The sequence below is a fragment of the Planococcus shenhongbingii genome (assembly GCF_030413635.1).
Lineage (GTDB): Bacteria > Bacillota > Bacilli > Bacillales_A > Planococcaceae > Planococcus > Planococcus shenhongbingii.
In genome coordinates this window covers 3,577,544-3,598,504 of sequence record NZ_CP129235.1, presented here as the reverse complement: position 1 = coordinate 3,598,504, position 20,961 = coordinate 3,577,544, and the positions used below count along the sequence as shown (strand labels likewise).

22 protein-coding genes are annotated in these 20,961 nt (G+C 47.2%); 17 read left to right on the top strand and 5 right to left on the bottom strand.

From position 1 onward, the window contains the following. The first annotated feature begins 92 nt into the window (after nucleotides 1–92). Nucleotides 93–566, top strand: a complete 474-nt coding sequence (locus tag QWY16_RS17440; protein WP_300990499.1) for a flavin reductase family protein — start codon at nucleotides 93–95, stop codon at nucleotides 564–566. Nucleotides 567–1,148: 582 nt separating this feature from the next. Here QWY16_RS17440 and QWY16_RS17435 read toward each other — a convergent pair. The 3 genes from QWY16_RS17435 to QWY16_RS17425 all read right to left on the bottom strand — a co-directional run bounded on the left by QWY16_RS17435 (nucleotide 1,149) and on the right by QWY16_RS17425 (nucleotide 4,004). After that, nucleotides 1,149–2,204 (bottom strand): hemolysin family protein, encoded by a 1,056-nt coding sequence (locus QWY16_RS17435; protein WP_300990498.1) that lies wholly within the window; start codon nucleotides 2,202–2,204, stop codon nucleotides 1,149–1,151. A 70-nt stretch (nucleotides 2,205–2,274) separates the two neighbouring features. Further along, nucleotides 2,275–3,579, bottom strand: a complete 1,305-nt coding sequence (locus QWY16_RS17430; RefSeq protein ID WP_300990497.1) for a hemolysin family protein — start codon at nucleotides 3,577–3,579, stop codon at nucleotides 2,275–2,277. A gap of 38 nt (nucleotides 3,580–3,617) precedes the next feature. Next, nucleotides 3,618–4,004: a MerR family transcriptional regulator gene (locus QWY16_RS17425; protein ID WP_300990496.1), complete on the bottom strand. Its 387-nt coding sequence runs from the start codon at nucleotides 4,002–4,004 to the stop codon at nucleotides 3,618–3,620. A gap of 364 nt (nucleotides 4,005–4,368) precedes the next feature. On the opposite strand from QWY16_RS17425, the gene QWY16_RS17420 reads away from it, so the two are divergent. The 4 genes from QWY16_RS17420 to QWY16_RS17405 all read left to right on the top strand — a co-directional run bounded on the left by QWY16_RS17420 (nucleotide 4,369) and on the right by QWY16_RS17405 (nucleotide 6,647). Next, entirely contained in the window at nucleotides 4,369–5,136 is a 768-nt protein-coding gene (locus tag QWY16_RS17420; RefSeq protein WP_300993510.1) for a TerC family protein, read from the top strand. A 257-nt stretch (nucleotides 5,137–5,393) separates the two neighbouring features. Then, on the top strand, nucleotides 5,394–5,720 hold the full coding sequence (locus tag QWY16_RS17415; protein ID WP_300990495.1) for a YnfA family protein: 327 nt from the start codon (nucleotides 5,394–5,396) through the stop codon (nucleotides 5,718–5,720). A gap of 95 nt (nucleotides 5,721–5,815) precedes the next feature. Continuing rightward, complete coding sequence (locus tag QWY16_RS17410) at nucleotides 5,816–6,121, top strand: hypothetical protein (RefSeq protein ID WP_300990494.1); 306 nt, start codon at nucleotides 5,816–5,818, stop codon at nucleotides 6,119–6,121. A gap of 79 nt (nucleotides 6,122–6,200) precedes the next feature. Continuing rightward, nucleotides 6,201–6,647: a DUF4357 domain-containing protein gene (locus QWY16_RS17405; RefSeq protein ID WP_300990493.1), complete on the top strand. Its 447-nt coding sequence runs from the start codon at nucleotides 6,201–6,203 to the stop codon at nucleotides 6,645–6,647. A gap of 61 nt (nucleotides 6,648–6,708) precedes the next feature. On the opposite strand, the gene QWY16_RS17400 is transcribed toward QWY16_RS17405, so the two are convergent. Then, entirely contained in the window at nucleotides 6,709–7,563 is an 855-nt protein-coding gene (locus tag QWY16_RS17400) for a metallophosphoesterase family protein (protein ID WP_300990492.1), read from the bottom strand. Between the two features lie 156 nt (nucleotides 7,564–7,719). Here QWY16_RS17400 and QWY16_RS17395 point away from each other — a divergent pair, with 156 nt between their 5' ends. The 11 genes from QWY16_RS17395 to QWY16_RS17350 all read left to right on the top strand — a co-directional run bounded on the left by QWY16_RS17395 (nucleotide 7,720) and on the right by QWY16_RS17350 (nucleotide 16,951). Beyond that, nucleotides 7,720–8,334: a glycerol-3-phosphate responsive antiterminator gene (locus tag QWY16_RS17395; protein WP_300990491.1), complete on the top strand. Its 615-nt coding sequence runs from the start codon at nucleotides 7,720–7,722 to the stop codon at nucleotides 8,332–8,334. 184 nt (nucleotides 8,335–8,518) lie between these two features. Then, a complete protein-coding gene (locus QWY16_RS17390) occupies nucleotides 8,519–9,814 on the top strand; it encodes an ABC transporter substrate-binding protein (protein WP_300990490.1) in 1,296 nt (431 codons plus the stop codon). A 68-nt stretch (nucleotides 9,815–9,882) separates the two neighbouring features. After that, complete coding sequence (locus tag QWY16_RS17385) at nucleotides 9,883–10,731, top strand: HAD family hydrolase (protein WP_300990489.1); 849 nt, start codon at nucleotides 9,883–9,885, stop codon at nucleotides 10,729–10,731. Next, the gene (locus QWY16_RS17380) at nucleotides 10,724–11,803 is read left to right on the top strand and encodes an ABC transporter ATP-binding protein (RefSeq protein WP_300990488.1); all 1,080 of its coding nucleotides are present in this window, start codon (nucleotides 10,724–10,726) and stop codon (nucleotides 11,801–11,803) included. The genes QWY16_RS17385 and QWY16_RS17380 overlap by 8 nt, the downstream gene beginning before the upstream one ends. After that, nucleotides 11,790–12,719 carry a carbohydrate ABC transporter permease gene (locus QWY16_RS17375; protein ID WP_300990487.1) on the top strand — a complete coding sequence of 310 codons (930 nt, stop codon included), beginning with the start codon at nucleotides 11,790–11,792 and terminating at the stop codon, nucleotides 12,717–12,719. Before QWY16_RS17380 ends, QWY16_RS17375 begins: the two co-directional genes overlap by 14 nt. Before the next feature lie 17 nt (nucleotides 12,720–12,736). Further along, nucleotides 12,737–13,561, top strand: a complete 825-nt coding sequence (locus tag QWY16_RS17370) for a carbohydrate ABC transporter permease (RefSeq protein WP_300990486.1) — start codon at nucleotides 12,737–12,739, stop codon at nucleotides 13,559–13,561. Between the two features lie 282 nt (nucleotides 13,562–13,843). Further along, nucleotides 13,844–14,557: a glycerophosphodiester phosphodiesterase gene (locus QWY16_RS17365; RefSeq protein WP_300990485.1), complete on the top strand. Its 714-nt coding sequence runs from the start codon at nucleotides 13,844–13,846 to the stop codon at nucleotides 14,555–14,557. A gap of 45 nt (nucleotides 14,558–14,602) precedes the next feature. Then, the gene (locus QWY16_RS17360) at nucleotides 14,603–15,679 is read left to right on the top strand and encodes an acyltransferase family protein (protein WP_300990484.1); all 1,077 of its coding nucleotides are present in this window, start codon (nucleotides 14,603–14,605) and stop codon (nucleotides 15,677–15,679) included. Between the two features lie 152 nt (nucleotides 15,680–15,831). After that, nucleotides 15,832–16,029: a hypothetical protein gene (locus QWY16_RS17355; protein WP_300990483.1), complete on the top strand. Its 198-nt coding sequence runs from the start codon at nucleotides 15,832–15,834 to the stop codon at nucleotides 16,027–16,029. Beyond that, nucleotides 16,030–16,182 (top strand): DUF4181 domain-containing protein, encoded by a 153-nt coding sequence (locus tag QWY16_RS19405; protein ID WP_367281346.1) that lies wholly within the window; start codon nucleotides 16,030–16,032, stop codon nucleotides 16,180–16,182. A 91-nt stretch (nucleotides 16,183–16,273) separates the two neighbouring features. Continuing rightward, the gene (locus QWY16_RS17350; protein WP_300990482.1) at nucleotides 16,274–16,951 is read left to right on the top strand and encodes a serine/threonine protein kinase; all 678 of its coding nucleotides are present in this window, start codon (nucleotides 16,274–16,276) and stop codon (nucleotides 16,949–16,951) included. Nucleotides 16,952–17,066: 115 nt separating this feature from the next. On the opposite strand, the gene QWY16_RS17345 is transcribed toward QWY16_RS17350, so the two are convergent. Then, nucleotides 17,067–19,502 (bottom strand): EAL domain-containing protein, encoded by a 2,436-nt coding sequence (locus tag QWY16_RS17345; RefSeq protein WP_300993507.1) that lies wholly within the window; start codon nucleotides 19,500–19,502, stop codon nucleotides 17,067–17,069. Nucleotides 19,503–19,902: 400 nt separating this feature from the next. Between QWY16_RS17345 and QWY16_RS17340 the strand changes: the two genes are divergently transcribed. After that, nucleotides 19,903–20,961, top strand: coding sequence for an LLM class flavin-dependent oxidoreductase (locus QWY16_RS17340; RefSeq protein WP_300990481.1), 1,059 nt, complete (start codon nucleotides 19,903–19,905; stop codon nucleotides 20,959–20,961).

The following is a 20,961-nucleotide window of genomic DNA, read 5'->3' as shown; positions in this document are numbered from 1 at the left end:
AACTTCTGCGATTTTCAATAAAAAAATACAGTGATATTAGGGGAATGATAATTTAAGATGAAGTTATTCGAAAAATGAATGGAGGAATTAGGATGGATGATCGGTTGTTTAGAGATGCAATGGGGAAATTTGCGACAGGTGTCACGGTGTTGACAACGGAAAATGAAGGTGTCCCTCACGGGATGACCGCCAACGGGTTCATGTCCGTGTCGCTAGATCCGAAGCTCGTCGTCATTTCAATCGGGCATAAGGCAAAGTTTCTGGAAAAAGTAAGCGCTTCAAAAAAGTTCGCGGTGAACATTTTAAGCGAAGATCAGGAACAGTATTCCCGTCATTTCTCCGGCCGTCCCGGAGAGGATCCGGTTCTGTTTGATACCTTGCAGGGCCTCCCGGTGTTAGAGGGCGCCGTGGCGCAAATCGCCTGTGAAGTCGTCTCCACCCACGTGGAAGGGGACCATACCTTGTTCATCGGGAAAGTGCTGGATTTGAAGCTTGAAGACAAGAGCCCGCTGCTGTTTTTTGCAGGACAGTATCGCCGGTTGCATCAATTAGAAGCCATTAAGTAGAGGGATAAAATACGTATGTTCAATCCAAGCAGATCAACATGAAATCATCAGTGATAATATGAAGAAATTCTATACATTAAAGAATTATTTTTTCTCGTCTCTTCTATAATAATTTAGGAAAATCTCTATAATTTAAAGAAATGATTTTCGATTTGAAGGGTTCATAAAATGGATTTTGCAGCGTTTAATTTGCCTGTAACCTGTGGACGAAGACTAGTCCCTTCCTATACAGCTTATCCACATGTGGATAAACCCTAAAAGACTGACGAAACAGGAAAGTTATCCCCGGTTCCGGATGAAACTGTCCACATATCCAGTGCCCGCCGGCTAAATCGGCGGGTTTTTATCATTATGCAAGATTTTTTTAAGACTGCAGCTCCTCTAGGCAATCGTTGGCAATGCGCTGTTCGTCAAACAGAACGTTACCAGCGAAGCGGACGGGCTACGGTTATGGAACAGCCGGAAAATGCATTCGGAACGGTAAACGTATTGGTGAACAACGCTGGCATTAGTGCTGGAAATCAAAAAAAGAAGAGATTGCCAATCGGCAACCTCTTCTTTTGCGTGTCTAGAATTTAAATTTTAAGCTGGGTCAATGCTGATGGATTCATCGCTGATTTCACCGACGATTTCCTCTAAAATATCTTCCATCGTCACGAGTCCGACAGTGCGGCTGTCTTTGCCCGTTACAACGGCCATATGAATCCGGCTTTGCTGCATTTTCGTCAGGACTTTTTGGATCGGTGTGGTTTCCGGGAAACTTGTCATTTTGTGGATGAATGACTCCGGCTCCTCCGTTCTTCCGGCAGCCATGCTGGTCAGCAGCTCTTTCGTATTGATAAAGCCGAGAATGCGGTCTTTGTTGCCGCCTTCAGTGACCGGGTAACGTGTGTATTCGTGTTCATCCAGTGCTTCAAAAAATTCCGTGCGTGATAGTCCTTGATCGACCGTCACCATTTGATCGCGCGGAATCATGATGTTTTTGACAATGCGGTCATCAAACGCGAAAATGTTCTTTAAATACGTCAATTCGGTCTGGTTGATTTCGCCGCTTTTATAGCTTTCCGCCATGATGAGCTTCAGTTCTTCTTCCGAATGGGCTTCTTCATGTCCTGATGGCTCGACTTTGAAAAGTTTTAATAACAAACGGGCAGACCCGTTCATCAGCCAAATAAATGGATTCATGATTTTTCCGAACCAGTAAAGCGGAGGAGCCAGCAGCAATGTCATCCGTTCAGCAAACTGAATCGCTAAAGTTTTCGGCGCCAGTTCTCCGATGACCACGTGCAAGAATGTCACGATTCCTAGAGCGATTGCGTAAGAAAGGGCAGTAGCCAAGGCTTCCGGCACCGCAAAGTACTCAAATGCCGGATGCAGCAGGCGCTCGACTGTCGGTTCCCCTAATGCCCCGAGTATCAGGGCCGTTATGGTGATTCCGATCTGGCAGGCTGACAAATAGTAATCCAGTTTATTTGCCACTTCTTTGGCACGTACTGCTTTTTTATTGCCTTCTGAAATCAGTTGGTCGATCCTGGACATGCGCACCTTCAAGATGGCGAACTCGGCACCGACGAAGAACGCGGTCGCGAGAATCATCAGTACGATGAGCAGTAAGTTGATTGTTATTTGTCCATCCAATATGGTTCCCTCGCAATGAGGGATTCACCTCCAATTATTAATTCCTTCCATTTATAAGCTGTTTCCAAACTTAAGAGAGTTCCTGATGGAACATGACTTGTTTGATCTGCTGGTGGTCCATTTCGGTGACGGTCCATAAGGTGTTGTCTTTGCTGAGCGTATCGCCGGGTTGGACTTCACCCATGCTTCTGTAATGAATCCAGCCGCCGATGGTGTCGATGTCTTCGCTTTCATCAAAGATTAAGCCGAAACGCTCCTCCAGATCTTTTAACAAGACCCGTCCATTGATCAAGTACTGGTCTTCACTGATTTGGCTGATATCCGGCTGTTCATCGGCATCAAATTCGTCGCGGATTTCGCCGACGATTTCTTCCAGGATGTCTTCCAGCGTAATCATCCCCGCGGTGCCGCCGTATTCATCGGCCACAACGGCGATATGGACATGGGCATGCTGCATTCTCAAAAGAGCGTTCTGGAGGCCGGTTTGTTCAAAAACCGTCGGCAATTCCCGGACAAAATCCGCAAGCTGCCAGTGCCGGCCGGCCACGATATGGGGAAGCATCTTTTTAGCGCTGACAAAACCGATGATGCGGTCTTTGTCGCCATCTTCCGTAACCGGGTAGCGCGTATAATTATTTTCATCCAGTACTTGGATGATTTCTTCCTGCGGCATATCCTTGTCGAGTGTCACCAGTTCCGTGCGGGGCACCATGATTTCCTTGGCAGCGCGTTCGTCGAATGTAAAGACATTCTCCATATAGGACAGTTCGGTTTCGTTGATGGCCCCGCCTTCGTGGCTTTGGGCCATGACAATTTTCAGTTCATCTTCCGAATAAGCCTGTTCCTGTCCGGCCGGCTGTACGCCAAATGCTCTCAACAGAACTTGGGCAGCACCATTCAGAGCCCAGATAAATGGCTTCATGATTTTCCCGAACCAGTAAAGGGGCGGGGCGAGAAGCAAAGACATTTTTTCGGCGTACTCGATTGCCAAAGTTTTCGGCGCCATCTCTCCGACCACGACGTGCAAGTAAGTGACAAGCAAAAATGCGATGGCATAGGAAGCCGCCGATGCCACTGCATCGGAAACGGCGAAGAATTCGAATATCGGATACATCAGACGCTCGACGGTCGGTTTCCCGAGCGCCCCGAGTCCAAGGGCAGTTACCGTAATCCCCAGCTGGCAGGCGGACAGGTAATAGTCCAGGTTGCTGGCTACTTTTTTGGCCGTTATCGCTTTTTTGTTTCCTTCTGCTATCAGTTGGTCAAGGCGGGACATGCGGATTTTGACGACCGCAAATTCGGCTCCGACGAAAAAGGCGGTCAAACCGATTAATATGACCAATAGCACTAAATTCAGTATTGTAATTATATCCACTAATGTTCCCTGTAAAAGGGATTCACCTCCAAAATTAATTACAGCAAAGCGAGCAATGCGGTGATCGCCGCCATTTTATTCTCCAGCGCTTTGCTGATTTGCACTTTCACATGAATGGGTGCGTCTTTCAATTGTTCTTCCAGCCGCGTAATCTTGCGCTGCAGGCAGTCAAATTCTTCAATGACATCTTCCATTAGCACTTCTGTTTCCGGCATGCCGCCCGCTTTAAGAATTTCTTGGATCTCGGCAATGGACATGCGCTGTTTTTTTAAAAACTGAATCCGTTCGAGGGTGTGCAGAACGGTGTCAGGGTAGAGCCGGTAATTGGCTTCTGACCGTTCAACAGCCAACAGCCCACAATTTGTGTAATAGTCAATGGTTCTCGTGGACACGCCACTCAATTTTGCGATTTCGCCAATTTTCATCAATCCCTTCCCAATGCACACACCTCCTTTTTTGTTAAGAATATCCTACCACATTCATTTCTTAACCATACAGCGATAGGTGATGGTTTAAAGCATCATTTATAAGTTAACTGAAAAGTCCGCCATGGTTTCGACAAATTCTTGGCTCCAATTCCTTTTATCGGATGCTATACTATTAATAACAACTCAATAGACTTTGACTTTATGTCAAGGGGGAGTAGCTGTAGGGAAACCTATTTCATAGTCGTCATTACATGGTTCGTAGCCATCGGTTGTGATAGCAAACAATTTTGCTTAGCGAGACCTTTGCCTTTTATTAGGCAAGGGTCTTTTTTGTTGGCAAAAATTAAAAGGAGGATGAATGATGGAAGCGATTTTATTGGAGTATTTATGGGTTCTTTTGGTGCTAGTGGCGCTGGAGGGATTGTTGGCTGCCGACAACGCGGTCGTTATGGCGGTCATGGTCAAGCACTTGCCGAAAGAGCAGCAGAAAAAAGCCTTGTTTTACGGATTGATGGGGGCGTTCGTGTTCCGTTTTGCGGCGTTGTTTATGATCACGATATTGGTGGATGTGTGGCAAATTCAGGCACTGGGGGCAGCTTATTTACTGTTCATCGCGTTTAAGCACATTTACGATCAGCGAAAAGGGAAAGAACATTCCATCGAGCCGGAAGCGACAAAAGGCTCCGGTTTCTGGATGACGGTATTGAAAGTTGAATTGGCGGATATCGCGTTTGCCATCGATTCGATGCTTGCGGCAGTGGCGTTGGCCATTACGCTGCCTCATTTGGATTTGTTCGGTGTCAGTGAAATTGGCGGCATCAACTCCGGACAGTTCGCAGTGATGTTAGCGGGTGGATTGGTCGGCCTCGTGATTATGCGATTCGCCGCTCATAAATTCGTCAAATTGCTGGCAAACTATCCGCAATTGGAAACCACAGCGTTTGTGATCGTCGGCTGGGTAGGAGTCAAGCTGTTAGTGCTTACGCTAGCGCATAAAGACCTTGGAATCCTGCCTTATGACTTTGCCCATTCGGCGGAATGGAAACTCATTTTCTGGGGCGTGCTGCTTGCAATTGTAGCGGTAGGCGCGGTGATCAGCGTTAAGAAAAAGAAAGAGCAGGATGCATAAAAACTTTTGTTTTTGAAAGTTGACTTGGCGCCCGGCAGTTCGACTTATTCTGTGATGGTTAATTGACAGCTGGCAGCCTATAAGGAAGGAAGGAACTTGAATTCAAGTTCCTTCTTTTTTTGGTTCACTAAAATGCGGGGGGAATACGAAGAGATAAAATAGTTTTTTCTGAATTAAATGTTACGATTAAAGCAGAGTGAAATTCAGATGACCAGACGTTTACCGATAGAGCTGGCAGATTGGGGGAAGCATCAGCAATGATTTTTACCATTTTTTTGTTTGTCATCGCAGGACTCGCTGAAATAGGCGGCGGATATTTAATCTGGCTATGGCTGCGGGAAGGAAAGCCGCTGTATTTAGGGATCTTCGGCGGCATAGCGTTGGCTTTATACGGAGTCATTGCGACTTTCCAGTCCTTTTCTTCATTCGGCCGGATTTTCGCTGCCTATGGCGGCATTTTCATTGTCCTCTCCGTTTTATGGGGATGGGGAATCGATAAAAAAACACCCGATCTGTATGACTGGATCGGGGCGGGCATTTGCCTGGTCGGTGTATCCGTGATGCTGTGGGCTCCGCGGGGGTAGCGGAAGTTATTGCATACATATGAACACTTATCAGAAAGAGCTTGGAATAGAGACAATGTTGATCCGAATAAAAATCCTTTTGATAGAGGTGGGAAATGAAAAAAACGTGGATTGCCTATCAAACAGCCGTGCTGCTCCTCCTGGTTGCTGTGATTCTTCTGGGGCTGCTCGTTAACCAGGGTGACAGCATAGAAACTAAAAGCATTATTTTTGCCCAGGCGGCTATTCTGTTAAGTGTTTTTAATATTGTCATAGCGATGCCGATTTGGCTGATTGTGCTGCTGGTAAATAGAAGAAAGATGGATAAAAAAGCATGGGGAATCGGGTTATTGCTGTTTCTGTTTTTTGCCGGACTGGCTGTTATTCCTTTTGTGGAAATGCTTGGCTATATGTACTTCTAAACCAAATTACCCATTTGTCTCTTTTTCTTCACGAACTTTCTATATCTATCATAAAGACCTGATAGAGGGAGGATCAAAGATGAGAAAAGAGTTTTATTTGAAAAAAGTCATCCATGAAACTTACGGGGAATTGTATCAATTCCTTGAAATGGACGCAGAAACCGGGCAGGAGCAAGTGATCAACCCTTTCGCTACGGGATTGTTCCTGGAAACTGTCCAAGAGCCTGAACCGGAACTGCTTTACATCAAGTCGAAGCGCGGTGCGGATGCCAGCGGCTATTATAAAGGCAGCCGCTTTGTCGTCAAGCAAGGCTCCAAATTCGCCAGCACCACTTCGCCGAAATGCCCGAAAAAGTATATAATTTCCCGGGAAATACTGATGCTTCAAAAACGGGTCATTCCTCTTGGGGAACAGCTTCTGGTCATGGAGGACATTGAATTCGATTCGCCGGCAGCAGCGATGGGTGCGGCAATCGGCGGCTGGGTGAGAGGGGCGCACGACTGGAAAGAACATCAGATGAAATGACCGTAAATATAAGAATCCCCCGTTCAACTCGAACGGGGGATTTCTATATGGCCATAATCCGTTAGACTTTCTCAGGCTCCTCGGAAACGGAAACCGGAAGCGGAATCAGGTGCTTCATATCGCTGTCTATGCCAAGCGGATGCGGGTTCAACTGGAAGTGATTGATGGCGTCGCCGATCACTTGTGCTTGCTTATTGAGTTCGGGGTCGTACAGGTCGACTGAGTCGATGGAGATATGCGAGTCGGACACTTCGATGACACGCACTGCCTGTTCATCAAGCACCGCCGCAATCTGCAGAAAGTTCCATTGCTCTCGTTCAGCGACGGAATTGAAGTGGTTGTGGCCGTTCACATAAAGGCCGCAGCCTTGTTTTTTGCTTAACAGTTCCCATACCGGGATATCCGGATGGATGCTGAGCATGGCCTGGTTTGAATTTGTGGTAGTGGCATGGACCGGATGATGGGCGAAGACAAGCAGCGGAAGCTCTCCGCTTTCTTCAATAACCCCTTCCAGCCAATCGAGCTGTTCCGCATCAAGCGTGCCGCCCCAGTCTTCAAAGTCCTGTTCTTTTGCTGTATCGAGAAAGGCGAGTGCCGCGGAATCGGTCCGGAAGGCGCGGTAGCGCTGCTGCTTCGTGACCATAAGGACTTCTTCGCGCGTTGACCCGTAAATGTCATGATTTCCTAAAACGTGGACGAATGGTTTCTGATGCTGATCGATGATGGCGTAGACTTCTTCCAATTCCTCTTTCCATCCAAAATTCGTCAAATCCCCAATGGATACATACAAATCAGCCGGAATCGAAAAAAAGCGCTCCAAAAATTTCTCGTAAAACACGTTGCGTTCTTCCTCGGTTAACAAATAACCTTCTTCTAACGCCGGGTAATGCAAGTCGCCGATTACTGCAATCTTCAAAGTCTCCATCTCCTCTCATTCGCTTACTTTCCCAAGTATTGCAGACGATTGATAAGCTGCTTTTAAAAAGTTGTTAAGGTTTGTAAAGTTTCCGTTTTGCGGGAATTCGAACTTCTATAATAGGAAAGGAATAGAACATCGAGAGGGGCAGAACAGATGAAAAGCCAATGGAATAAGGAAGAACTGCTTCGCCGGCTGCACCGGCATAAAAAAATCGCTGCCGTCAAATCCCCGAAAGGAATCGAAAAAGCGCTGGCCAATAAGGAAGACATTGCGGCAGTGTTTCTTCTGATGGGTTCCATCTTGAACGTTAAACGCTATGTCGACGCCTTTCAGAACGAAGGCATCCCGGTCCTGATCCACGCCGAGAAAATCGGAGGGCTGCTGTTGAACAGCGAAGGCCTGGATTTCATCGCCAATTACGTCAAGCCGTTCGGGATTGTCACAACGAAGCCCGCACTGATCAAAAAAGCGAAAGAGCGGAGCTTGTTTGTGGTGCAGCGGGTGTTCATGATCGATTCGGAAGTATACCACAATGTTCTGGACAACAAGCAGAAACCGGGGCCGGACATTATTGAAATCATGCCCGCCACTTTATATGGCGTCATCCGTTCCTATTCGGAACAGCTGGACATCCCGGTCATCACAGGCGGGCTGCTGTCTACTGTAGACCATGTGAAAGCTTCGCTCGAAGCCGGGGCACTCGCCATCAGTACATCCAATGAGTCGCTGTGGGCAGAAGATTTTTCAACGGCTGAATTGTTAAAGTGATTTTTACATCTTTCACATACTGGGTTAACAACCGGCAGATACAATCAATTATGAAAAGTAGATAGCTAACTGGGTGCACTAAGAGAGACCTCAAATACCTTCCGGGCTGCCGGAGGACTATTTGAGGTCTTTTTGCGCGGCGCTAGAGCAGCTGTCCCTTGAAAAAGAAAACGGAGGCAGGAAAATGAAAAAACTCGGCTTGTTTTTGGTAATGGCAATTGCACTTATGGTACTGGCGGCTTGCGGAAGCGAAGAAAGCAAAGATACATCTTCAGGATCTGCAGAAGCGGCAAGCGACAAAATTGAACTTACATACTGGTATGCCTGGGGAGATAAAATTGGTGAAAATAACGAGAATCTGGTGAAACAGTTTAACGAATCCCAGGACAAGATCCATGTGACTGCGGAATTCCAGGGAACGTATGATGAATTGCATGCAAAGACACAAGCGGCATTCGCTGCCGGCAATGCACCTGAAGTGACACAAAACGAAATCGCTTCAATGGGCGTTTTCGCGAAATCAGGAATGACACAGGATCTGACTTCTTTCATTGAAAACGACAAGGAAATTAATATGGACGACTTTAACCCAGGACTTATGGGGAATTCATATGTGGACGACAAGGTATACGGACTGCCTTACTTGAGAAGTACACCAATCCTCTACATGAACGCTACAATGGCTGAAGAAGTCGGATTGGATCCGGCAGGACCGAAAACATGGGAAGAGTTTGAAGAATACGCGAAAGCTTTTACCAATGGTGAAGGGCGCGTCGGCATGTCTTTGCCGATCGACATTTGGTTCTATGAAGCACATGTTGCACAGGCTGGGGGCACTATGATGAACGAAGACAATACGGAAGTTGCTTTTAACAGCCCGGAAGGCGCAGCAGCTTTTGATTTTTGGAGAAACATGTCTAATGAAGGAACGATGAAATTATCATCAGGAACAGAAGCGGGCGACAAAGCGAAACAAGACTTTGTCAATGGCCATTCCGGCATGCTGTTCTCTTCAACTGCTGATTTGTCCTACCTGCTGCAGCTTGCTGAGGAAAAAGGCTTTGATTTGCAAACTTACTTCATGCCAAAAGGAAAAGAAGCGAAAGTTCCGACTGGCGGGGCCAACCTGGTCATGACGAGCGGCTTGGATGAAGAAAAACAACAGGCAGCATGGGAATTCATCAAATTCATGACGGCTACAGAACAAACAGCTTACGCATCAGAATACACAGGCTACTTGCCAAGCCGTCTGTCAGCTGCGGAATCCGAGAAAATGCAGGCTTTGTACAAAGAAAAGCCGCAATTCAAAGTAGCTGTCGATCAGCTTGAAAACGGCATCGCACGTCCGATGGCCGAAAACTATCCGGAAGTCGTCAAAATCCTGATCGATGAAATGACACGCGGCATCCTGGATGAAAGCATCCCGACAGAAGAAGTATTGGATACGGCGGCTGAAAAAGCGAATGCCGTACTGAAATAAGCATTTTAAAACAAAAGAAGAAAGCACTGAAAGGTGCTTTCTTTTCAACTGATGGGGGAGAAAGCAGTATGCAATGGCTAAAAGACATCAACGTATTGATTTTCGACATGGACGGAACACTTTATCAGGACTATACATTTATGGGCCGCTATATCGCCAAGATGATGAATGGGAACTTCCCGGAAATTGAAATAGAAGAGACAGTGGCTCTCGCTTATGACATTTTGGAAGGCAACAAGCATTTCAAACTGGGATTCATGTATGACCCGGAAAAATTGATCTTCTACCGCCAGCAGGACTTGCTTCCGGTAACGTCCTACGACTGGGACGGACTGGAATTGGAAATCGCGGAAAATGGGGACAGCGCACTTTCCTATATCGGAGACCCGTGGGGAATCGCCCAGCTGATCGCTGTCTGGAAGAACATACCGGCTGAATCAGTGAAGAAAGCGTTCGATGATGTACGCAGCGAAATGCTGACAGAAGCTTATTGCATCATCAAACGGACGGATCTGTTTGAGGAAATCAAAAAGCTTGAAAACAAACGCGTGATTCTGATGACGAATTCGCCGGTGCCGACAGCACAGGAATTCGTCGATTTTCTGGAAATCAATGAAGTATTTGATGAGTTTTACTTTGACGGAAAAAAACCGAACGGCATCAAAGAGCTTGTTACGAAGCTACTGGCAGAAGGCTATGAGCCGCATGAAATCCTGTCCGTCGGCGACCATCCATGGAACGACCTGTACCCGGTGCATAAAATAGGCGGCCATACCTGCCTGATCAGCGAGTACAAGCATGACGATGCGACAGAGTGGTCCGTGTCGGTGGAATCGATTGATGAATTGGTCGATTTGGTCCGGATGTTGAATGAAGAATCCATGATTGCAACTGGAAAGGAAGAGACGTATGGCTGAAATCAGACTTGATAATATTTCAAAGACGTTCAATGAAGACCGCGTCGTCAAAAATATTTCATTGACCATCAAGGATGGCTCGTTCACTGTTTTGGTCGGCCCTTCCGGCTGCGGGAAATCCACCATTCTGCGGATGCTCGCGGGCTTTGAAAAGCAGACGGAAGGAGACATCTGGATTGACGGCAAGCTGGTCAATGACTTGGCGCCGAGCAAGCGCGATATTGCGATGGTGTTCCAGAACTATGCGCTGTACCCGACAATGACCGTAAAAGGCAATATCGAATTCGGCCTCGCGAACCGCAAAGTGCCGAAAAAAGAACGGCAGCAATTGATCGAAGAAATCGCTGGGATCGTTGGCTTGACGGAGCATTTGAACAAAAAACCGGATAAACTGTCCGGCGGCCAGCGCCAGCGCGTTGCTCTCGCTCGCGCCATGGTCAAGAAGCCGAAAGTCTTTATCCTCGATGAACCGCTGTCGAACCTGGATGCCAAACTGCGCACGCAGATGCGGACGGAACTGATTCAGCTGCACGAAAAACTGGGCACCACTTTTGTGTATGTGACGCACGATCAAGTCGAAGCGATGTCGATGGGCGATGAAATCATCATTTTGAACAAAGGTGTCGTCCAGCAAAAAGACGCGCCGATCGAAGTTTATCAGAATCCCGGGAATATGTTCGCGGCCGAGTTTATCGGCCAGCCGCCGATGAACGTATTTGAACGGCAGGCCTTTAAAGGAGTTCTGGATTCGGTGTCGGAAGAAGTGAGTTATATCGGGTTCCGTCCGGAGCATGCCGGCATTTCGATGACAGCGGCAAGTGTTCCGCATACCATTGAATTGGAAAGCGAGATCCTGACGCTTGAAACTTTGGGGGCGGAAACGGTCTACAAAGTGAAAAACAGCCTCGGTACGATGAACATCCGCAGTTTCGACTTGCCATTGCCAAAGCACAGCAGTTGTTTCATAACGATTCCGTTGGAAAAATTGTATCCGTTCGATGCTGAAAAAAATGCCATTACGGAGTTTAATGTGTCGGTGAAAAAGGAGGCGGTATTGAATGGCGTTCGCTAAAGTCCAGATGGACATGGATGAACGGAAAACAGGGCGGCAAAGCTTCCTTTCCTGGGCAAACGTGCGCCCGTACGCCATGATTTCCCCAGCAGTGCTCGTTTTTTGCCTGTTTTTTATCTATCCGATCGGCTACATGATTTACCTGAGTTTCCATGACTGGAACTTTGTCAGTCCGACAAAGGATTTTGTCGGGACTGCGAACTTCAGCCACCTGCTGACCGACCGGGATTTCCGTGAAGTTATTTCCAACTCATTTATCTATACGTTCTTCACCGTGTCTTTGACCATCGGCCTGTCTATGCTGCTGGCGTTATGGCTGAACCGGACAGGGGCAGTCTACTCGTTTATGCAGGCATCGATTTTCAGCCCTCATATCATTTCTCTTGTATCCGTTTCGATGCTTTGGATGTGGATCATGGATGCAGATTATGGCTTGTTGAATTGGGCTTTGAATCTGGTCGGCATCGAGTCGATCGCCTGGCTGACAAGCCCGGATTATGCGCTCGCTTCACTGATCATGGTAGCGGTATGGAAAGGAATCGGTTTTAATACCTTGGTCTTTATCGCAGGCCTGCAAAGCATTCCGAAGGATTTGTACGAAGCGGCAGAGCTTGATGATACACCGCCGTGGAGAAGGTTTATGAAAATCACGGTGCCGATGCTGTCGCCGACACTGTTCTTCCTGACCATCATCGGCGTCATCAACTCTTTCCAGGTGTTTGAGACCATCAACCTGATGACAGCCGGTGGCCCCATCAATTCAACGAATACATTTGTCTACTATATTTATCAATACGGCTTCCAGTTCTTTAAAATCGGTTATGCTTCAGCGGCCGGCGTCATTTTGCTTGTCATCCTGAGTGTGCTGACCGTCGTTTACTTCAAAGTGTTGAGCAAACGAGTACATTACAGATAAAAAGTGAGGGGAAATAGATGAAATCATCACCAATTTTTAAAGTCATCAATGCATTAGGGCTGATCCTGCTGTTCTTCATCTTCGCCATCCCGTTTCTTTGGATGGCGAGTACCGCATTCAAAACGCTTGGTGAGACGATGACATTCCCGCCGGTCTGGATTCCGGAAACGCTGCAATGGCAAAACTTTGTGGACGCCTGGAATTCCGGCCCGTTCCTGAAATATTTTGTCAACAGCGTCGTGGTGACGTTTATGATTCTGATTCTGCAATTTGCCACCATCATTCCGGCTGCTTACGCGTTTGCACGCTATGACTTTCCTTTGAAGAACTTTTTCTTCGCGCTGACGATGATCTGCCTGATGATTCCGAGCCAGCTGATTTTCTTGCCGGTGTATTTGAACTTGAGTTCCTGGGGAATTCTCGACACCATCTGGGGGCTGATTCTTCCGTTTGCGACCAGTGCGTTCGGTATTTTCCTGCTGCGCCAGTCGTTCATGCAGGTGCCGGAAGAACTGCTCGAGGCGGCCCGGCTGGACGATGCCACAGAATGGCAGATCATCCGAAAAATCATGCTGCCGCTTGCGAAACCGGTCCTGATTACGCTCGCTCTATTCAGCTTCATCGCCCATTGGAACGATTATTTCTGGCCGCTGGTTATGACAACAAGTGAAAATGCCCGCACCTTGCCGCTTGGCATCGCTATGCTGCGCCAAGTGGAAGGCGGTGCTTCCTGGAATATCGTGATGGCCGGAAACCTGCTTCTGGTGCTGCCGATTCTGGTCATCTTCTTTTTTGCCCAAAAGCATATCATCCGGGCTTTCGTTTACACGGGAGTGAAGTAATAATTTTTATCTGCTGATGTCTTTGCTGTTTTGCTCCATACCTAAGCAAGCAATCAGCAATCAGCAAACTGAGTGATCATTTCCTTTATAGAAAGCCTCTCCAGCGAAGGCGCGTCCAAGGGCGAGGCGGAGCAATAAGGTGACCAAAGCTCTTTTGGGCACCTCATTTGCGACGAGCTTGCGCAGGAGCACGAGTCTTTGCCCTGCCCAAAGCGTCCGAAGCGGCATAGTAAAAATTATTTTTGTGTATACCCGTCAATGAATCAAAGAGGAGGAATTTTTATGGGACAACTTATCGCACACCGGGGCTGGTCAGGCAAAGCTCCGGAAAATACATTGAGCGCCATCCAGCTTGCGCTTGAAGAACCGAAAATCGACAGCATTGAAATCGATGTGCATCTGACAAAAGACGGCGTCCCGGTAGTCATCCATGACCATAAAGTCGACCGCACCACCAATGGATCAGGTTATGTGAAAGACATGACGGCCGCTGAAATTCGCGCTTTGGATGCAGGAAGCTGGTTCGGCCCGGAATTTGCCGGTGAAAAGGTTCCGACGCTGGAAGAAGTGCTCGAACTTACGAGCGGAGGGAAAAAGCTGCTGATCGAACTCAAGCAAACTGCGGGAGTATATGCGGGGCTGGAAGAAAAAGTGATTGTGCTCATTCAACAATATGGAGCACAAGAGCAATGCCAGCTGATTTCGTTTGACCATAAAAGCCTGCAGACTTGCCTGGAATTTGATGCACAGGTAAAGCGTACGCTCGTGATGTCCGGCTCTCCTTTGCTGCTGATTGATCAAGTCAATGAAATCGGAGCTTCCGCAGTGTCCGTCAATCATCAATACGTCGATTCCGAAATGGTGGAAAGCCTGCACGGAAACGGAACCGACATTATCGTCTGGACCGTCGACCACAAAGCAGAAGCTGAAAGAATCCAAGAGTTGGACGGAAGCATCGCTTTGACAACCAATCATCCGGAGCGTTTGTGGATTTAAGGCTGAAAGAGTTTCGAATTTCCACATGAAAAATGAGGTGCTTTTTTGACTCAGACTCAACTGAAGGCCGGCAAGCGGCAAAGAGACCCCTTTTTTGACAATGCCCGGTTTATTCTGGTGGCGCTTGTCGTGCTTGGCCATTTAATAAGCCCGGTCCGTGAAGGGAATGGGGCTCTTTTCTTTGCCAATAATTTTCTTACTTCTTTTCGGATGCCCGCGCTTATCCTTCTTACCGGCTTTTTTACGAAGCATTTTTGCCGTGAACCGAAGCGCTATATTAAGAAGCTCCTAATCGGTATTTTCATCCCTTATCTGCTGTTCCAGATTTTCTATTTACGGATGGACGGCCTGGCTGAAAACGGAGAGCAGCTGATGGCCAACTTGTTCGCGCCGAACTTCGGCATGTGGTTTTTATTGAGTTTGTTGGCTTGGAACTTGCTTCTTTTTCCATTCTCTAAGCTGAAGCATCCGATTTTGACAGCTTTCTTCATCGGCACTGCGATTGGATGGGTGGATTGGGCAGGCGAATATTTAAGCATATCGCGAACCTTTGTCTTTTTCCCGTTATTCCTGATTGGTCATTACCTGCAAAGGGAGCAAATGGAATGGTTCAAGAAAAAGAAAGCCAAAATAGCAGCGGTGTGCAGCATGGCGGTAAGCTGGATGATTTTGTCTTTCTTTTCGCTGGAACAGGCTCGCAATGCGCTGTTGGCCAGACAGCCCTATGCGGAAATTGCCGGTTCGGCTTTAGAAGGAACTGCTATCCGCCTGGTTTTCTACGGGTTGATGTTCCTTGGCATCCTGTCTTTCCTGCCTTGGGTGCCGAAAAAGGAATTTGCTTTTACCTATCTTGGCAGGCGCACTGCCTATGTCTATCTGCTTCATCTTTTCTTTATAAAGGTTTTTACCGGCATAGACCTTTTCCCAAGCGAGCCGGGAATTTGGTTTTTCGTGGCGCTGCCTGTGGTGTGGCTGGCTATCGTTTTTTGGACCAGCTCAAATGCGGTGGTTTTCTTTGCGAAGCCGGCAGTGGAAGGGAAATTTGCGGCTCTTTTATTACAGGGATCTCCGTCCGTTATGAACACAATCAATCAGCTGACTTGGCTGGCCCATAAGAAATAAGGCGTCCATCAGATAAAAGCGCCTCAAAATAAACAAAGAAAAATAAAGGCATGAAAAGCGATTTAGCGAGCACTGGCTGAAGCGCTTTTTTGATTTAGGAACTTTCATCTATTTCATCCGTATGAATAGAAATGGATAAAGGGGGAAGGCTGATGGTGTTTTTTCTTGTGGCAATTGCGCTTTTTGCGTTGTTGTTTGGGTTGGAAATGATTTCGAGAAAAGTATTTGGCATCAAAAAGGCCAGCCTTTCCGATACTCCTGCGAAAAAGTATGGCCAATGGGGACAGGGAAGTATTTTTATTGCTGTCCTAATTTCTATTTCTTTGATCACCACCGGAAACAGCAGCTAAATTGTCTGGTTATGGATTGTGTTTGCCTTGGCATTGCAAAGTTTTGTTGCTTTTTTACAGTGGAAGTACATGAAAGAATCAAAAGAGCATTTGCTGACCCTTATAACAATTCCGGTTTTGATCGCGCTGCTGCTTGCCATTGGCTCTGCATAATTCATGATGCTGTCAGTTCCAGCAGAATTAAATTATACTGAAACAGGAGCACATACATATTTTCAGCAAGCACCCATAGAGGAGAGATGGCATGGAGCATACATGGCAAGCGGCAGCAGATGCCCTGTCCAACATTACAGTAACGTCAAACCCCGACAATGAACCGGTCACGATTCGGGGAACGTCTGAAGACATGCGCTGCATCGGGGTTGGGACGGATGCTGCTGTATTTCAGTCATTGTCGGCGCCCGGTTACGCGTTCAAAGTTTATGCGGAAACCAAAATGGCTAAATTGGAGGCGGAAGCGGAGGTTTATAAGAGACTCGGACCGTCGCCTTATTTTTCGGATTGTTTTGGTGCCGGTGACCGCTTTCTTGTCTTGAAATACGAGGAAGGCCCCACACTCTTCGACTGCCTGCTGCAAGGGATCCATGTTCCGGAGCAGGTCATTGAAGACGTGGAAGCGGCGCGGCAGTTTGTCCGCGAGCGCGGGCTGAATCCGCGTGACATCCACTTGAAGAATATTCTGCTGCAGGATGGACGCGCGAAGCTCCTGGACGTTTCAGAATACATCAAAGCCGGCAACGATTTCAGATGGGAGCATTTGAAAAAAGCGCACGATGAATACTATGGTCTGATAGATGGGACACCGATGCCTTTCTGGCTGCTCGATACCATCCGGAAATGGTATCATCATTGGAACAACTATTCCTCGTCAATCGATGAATTTATGCAGATTATTTCAAAGCAGCTGAATATCCGGAGGTAAAGGAAACGAATCCGGCAATGCTTATCCATAGAAAAATCCCCTGCCAGTTTTGCAGCTTAAAACTGGCAGGGGATTTTTCGGTTATTTAACAGTATTTATTTGATGTTGTCCTGCTTTAACGGCCAGGATGAAGAACTCCTGCTGATTGAAGTTTCTCTTTGGCCAGCATCTCCGTGAATGCTTCCACAGTCAACGGCTGGCTGAAGAGATAACCTTGAACTTCATTGCAATCCAGGTTCTCGAGAAACGCAAGCTGCTCATTTGTTTCGACTCCTTCGGCGATGACCGACATGCCGAGGCTATGGGCAATCGAAATCATGGCTTCTACAAGCGCCATGTCATCGGGATCTGTTGCCATGTCCTGAATAAACGGCTGCGCAATTTTGAGATGATTGATCGGGAAGCGCTTCAGGTAAATGAGCGATGAATAGCCGATGCCAAAGTCATCGATGGCAATCTGTACACCGAGTTCCCTTAGTTCCTGCATCCGCGAAATGGCTTTTTCAACATCAAAGACCGCGACGCCTTCGGTGATTTCAAGTTCCAGCAAAGAAGCGGGAAAGCCGGTTTTCTCCAGGACATTTTGAAGCGTCACCATCAGATTGTCATGCAGAAATTGCAGCGGAGAAAGGTTCACAGCCAGTTTTAAATGGGGATGGCCGTCCTCATGCCATGCTTTAGCCTGCCTGCAGGCGTTATAAAGCACCCATTCATCGATTTGCAGGATCAGCCGTGTTTCCTCCGCCAGTGGAATGAATTTTCCAGGAGAGATGGTATTTCCATCGCTCATTTCCCAGCGGATCAAGGTTTCCATTCCGATAACTTCGCCGGTTCGGGTATGGATCTGGGGCTGATAATGCAAGACAAATTCTTCATTGGCAATGGCCTGCCGCAAGTCTTTTTCAAGCTGTATTTTTGTCAAGAGAGTCGATTTCATGTCACTGGAGAAGAACTGATAATTGTTTTCCCCTTTTTCTTTTGCATGATACATGGCGGTATCGGCGTGCTTCATCAATTCGTCCGTAGTATTCCCATCTTCTGGATAGACTGCGATGCCGATGCTCATGGATACATGCAATTCCTGCCCTTTGATGGTCACCGGTTTGTCCATAATTGACTGGATCCGCTCCACTAAAGGCACAATGTCTTCCCGTGAGTTGAGTTCATTCAGTATGATGGTGAATTCATCGCCGCCTTGCCTGGAAATGGTGTCGATCTGGCGCAGGCTTTTGGCCATTTTTTGCGAAAAGCCTTTCAGCAATAAATCCCCGAACTCGTGGCCGAACGTATCATTGATATTTTTAAAGCGGTCCAAATCAATAAACACGACGGCCACTTGCCGCCCATTGCGATCTGCGCTCGACATGGCTAATTTCAGCTTGTCGAGGAACAGCCTCCGGTTCGGCAAACCGCTCAAAACGTCATGGTAAGCTATATGTTTCATTTTTTTGACAACGTCTTCAAGCTGTTCGTTTTTTGTGCTGAGTTCCAAGGTTCGCTGCTCGATTTTATGCTCCAGCATTGAAGTCAATTGATGGTAGCTGATCAGCAGTTTCTGATTTTCTAAAGTCGTGTAGAGCTGCCTTGAAATAAGCAGCAGAACCGAGGTTCCGGCTCCGGCAATCAGCCCGTTCATTTCACCTTTGTGTTCAAAGATCATGACGATAAAAAGCAGAACCAGGCTGAAATAAGGCAATAATAGACGCAGGGAAAGCCCGTTTTCGGCAGACGGGCTTTTTTCAGGCGAAGGCTTTATTCCGATTGGCATCTTCTGTTGTTCATCCAAGGCATATAAACCAGCAAGAGCGGTTAGGAAAAGCCCGAGAGACCAAAGCGGGTCATAGAAGGTGCCGGGGATGTAATTCTCTGCCGTTGCGGAATAGTAGAGAAGGGCTGTGTCCGCTACAATCCGTGCAGCCAAACTTCCACATATCAACGCTAAAACAGAACGGGAGAAAAAGCGGTCCCTGCCAAAGTAAAAACTGATGGCGCAGAATAAGAGAAGCAGATCCCCGACAGGATAACCGATTGATATCGTCAGCAAGAGCGGAGAAAGAGCATCTTCGGAAAAAATATGCTGAATGATAAAATGCCAGCTGAGGGCAATAAAGACAGCCATGATAATGCACATATCAAATAGGAATTTTACTTGGTCGGTGCTATTTTTTTTATGCCCGACATAATAGAGGAACGCAGCAATATAAAAAAGGATTTGAAGAAAGTAAAACAAGTCCGGCCATCCCGGAAACGGAACTTCCGCTTTCAGGATATGCTGGTAATAAAACCGGAGACCTTCGGCGATCGTATAGCTTAAGCAGCCCAAAAAAGACAGCAGCCAGAAATACTTTCCTGGCCCTTTGATTTTTGAATAGACATAGAAAAGAGCGATGGCCGCAATAATTGAAGCAAACGATGAAGTAATATCAGTGCCCCACACATAAGGAGACTCCGCACTTTTACCGTAAAAAACCCAAGCATAGTAAACGGCAATATGAAAAATTAAGTAATAAGTAAACAATTTTTTCGTCGAAACGCTAGTGATGGTGGTCACCTCATTCAAAGTAAGAAATTCCTATGGCCTGACCGATAGGAGATAGGCTGCAACAGACAGGTAATGAGCGGTATACGCATCCGGAATTGATTTTTTGAACAGCTCTTTTACTTATTATAGTTAGTTATTATAAATAAAGAAACATATATATTACAAAATATAACATTTATTTGTAATATATATACCAATATTGAATATTGAATAATTTGAATGGACAAATAATTTGAATGGGTCAATTGTCGGCATTCTTGTTGTTTCTTTCGTTTATTTGCAGAACAATGCTCAAGAAGATTATTGCCATATAAGCGCTTTATTTACTATCCGTCTAATTGAAAGATATACTGAAGTCAGGATGTTAGCTTCAGGAACCATTAGCAGCCAACATGGAGGGAATGAGAACATGGAAAAATACCGCATCAACCAAAAAGCCGGCATGGAATTTGGCCTGTATACACTCGGGGACCATATTCCCGACCCGCAAACCGGCGAACGGATTTCTGCTGGAGAGCGCATCACGCAAATCATTGAACTGGCAAAACTTGCGGAACAAGCCGGCATCGACTTTTTCAGCGTCGGTGAAAGCCATCAGGAGTATTTTGCAACCCAGGCCCATGCAATCGTGCTTGCGGCAATCGCACAAGCGACCGACAAGATCAAAATTTCCAGTTCCTCGACCATTATCAGCACATCGGACCCTGTTCGCGTCTATGAAGACTTCGCGACCATTGACCTCATCTCGAAAGGGCGCGCGGAAATCATCGCTGGGCGGGCATCGCGCATTGGCCTTTTCGAACTGCTTGGCTATGATGTTCAGTACTACGAAGAATTGTATGAAGAAAAATTTGAGCTGCTGCTGCAGATCAATGAGCAGGAAACGGTCAATTGGAACGGCCAGTTCCGTGCCCCTCTCCGCAATGCACGGGTGATTCCTCGTCCCTTGAACGGCTCTTTGCCGATTTGGCGGGCAGTCGGCGGACATCCCGCAAGTGCCATCAAAGCCGGGCATGCAGGGGTCCCGATGATGCTCGCCACTCTTGGCGGACCGGCGCAAAGTTTTAAGCATACGGTGGACGTTTACCGGGAAGCGGCCGCAGAAAGCGGATTTGATCCGGCGGCTCTTCCGGTTGCCACTGCAGGGTTTTTCCATGCTGCTGAAACCACGCAGCAGGCATTCGAGGAAATTCATCCCCATGTGGACAAAGGCATGATGCTGACAAATGGCCGGGGTTATCCAAAGCCCCACTTTTTCCAAGGTGCCCATCCGCATGATGTCATGAACATCGGCAGCCCGCAGCAAATTATTGAGAAAATCCTTTACCAGCATGAACTGTTCGGCCATCAGCGTTATATCGCCCAAATGGATTTCGGCGGAGTGCCGTTTGGCCGTTTGATGCGGAATATCGAATTGATCGGCAATGAGATTCTGCCGGCAGTTAAGAAATATACCGCCAAACAGTGA

What these genes read in the sequence shown, in the direction of transcription:
- QWY16_RS17440 (WP_300990499.1), top strand. Translation starts at nt 93, where the DNA reads ATGGATGATCGGTTGTTTAGAGATGCAATGGGGAAATTTGCGACAGGT.
- QWY16_RS17425 (WP_300990496.1), bottom strand. Translation starts at nt 4,004, where the DNA reads ATGAAAATTGGCGAAATCGCAAAATTGAGTGGCGTGTCCACGAGAACC.
- QWY16_RS17420 (WP_300993510.1), top strand. Translation starts at nt 4,369, where the DNA reads ATGGAAGCGATTTTATTGGAGTATTTATGGGTTCTTTTGGTGCTAGTG.
- QWY16_RS17415 (WP_300990495.1), top strand. Translation starts at nt 5,394, where the DNA reads ATGATTTTTACCATTTTTTTGTTTGTCATCGCAGGACTCGCTGAAATA.
- QWY16_RS17410 (WP_300990494.1), top strand. Translation starts at nt 5,816, where the DNA reads ATGAAAAAAACGTGGATTGCCTATCAAACAGCCGTGCTGCTCCTCCTG.
- QWY16_RS17405 (WP_300990493.1), top strand. Translation starts at nt 6,201, where the DNA reads ATGAGAAAAGAGTTTTATTTGAAAAAAGTCATCCATGAAACTTACGGG.
- QWY16_RS17395 (WP_300990491.1), top strand. Translation starts at nt 7,720, where the DNA reads ATGAAAAGCCAATGGAATAAGGAAGAACTGCTTCGCCGGCTGCACCGG.
- QWY16_RS17390 (WP_300990490.1), top strand. Translation starts at nt 8,519, where the DNA reads ATGAAAAAACTCGGCTTGTTTTTGGTAATGGCAATTGCACTTATGGTA.
- QWY16_RS17385 (WP_300990489.1), top strand. Translation starts at nt 9,883, where the DNA reads ATGCAATGGCTAAAAGACATCAACGTATTGATTTTCGACATGGACGGA.
- QWY16_RS17380 (WP_300990488.1), top strand. Translation starts at nt 10,724, where the DNA reads ATGGCTGAAATCAGACTTGATAATATTTCAAAGACGTTCAATGAAGAC.
- QWY16_RS17375 (WP_300990487.1), top strand. Translation starts at nt 11,790, where the DNA reads ATGGCGTTCGCTAAAGTCCAGATGGACATGGATGAACGGAAAACAGGG.
- QWY16_RS17370 (WP_300990486.1), top strand. Translation starts at nt 12,737, where the DNA reads ATGAAATCATCACCAATTTTTAAAGTCATCAATGCATTAGGGCTGATC.
- QWY16_RS17365 (WP_300990485.1), top strand. Translation starts at nt 13,844, where the DNA reads ATGGGACAACTTATCGCACACCGGGGCTGGTCAGGCAAAGCTCCGGAA.
- QWY16_RS17355 (WP_300990483.1), top strand. Translation starts at nt 15,832, where the DNA reads ATGGTGTTTTTTCTTGTGGCAATTGCGCTTTTTGCGTTGTTGTTTGGG.
- QWY16_RS17350 (WP_300990482.1), top strand. Translation starts at nt 16,274, where the DNA reads ATGGAGCATACATGGCAAGCGGCAGCAGATGCCCTGTCCAACATTACA.
- QWY16_RS17340 (WP_300990481.1), top strand. Translation starts at nt 19,903, where the DNA reads ATGGAAAAATACCGCATCAACCAAAAAGCCGGCATGGAATTTGGCCTG.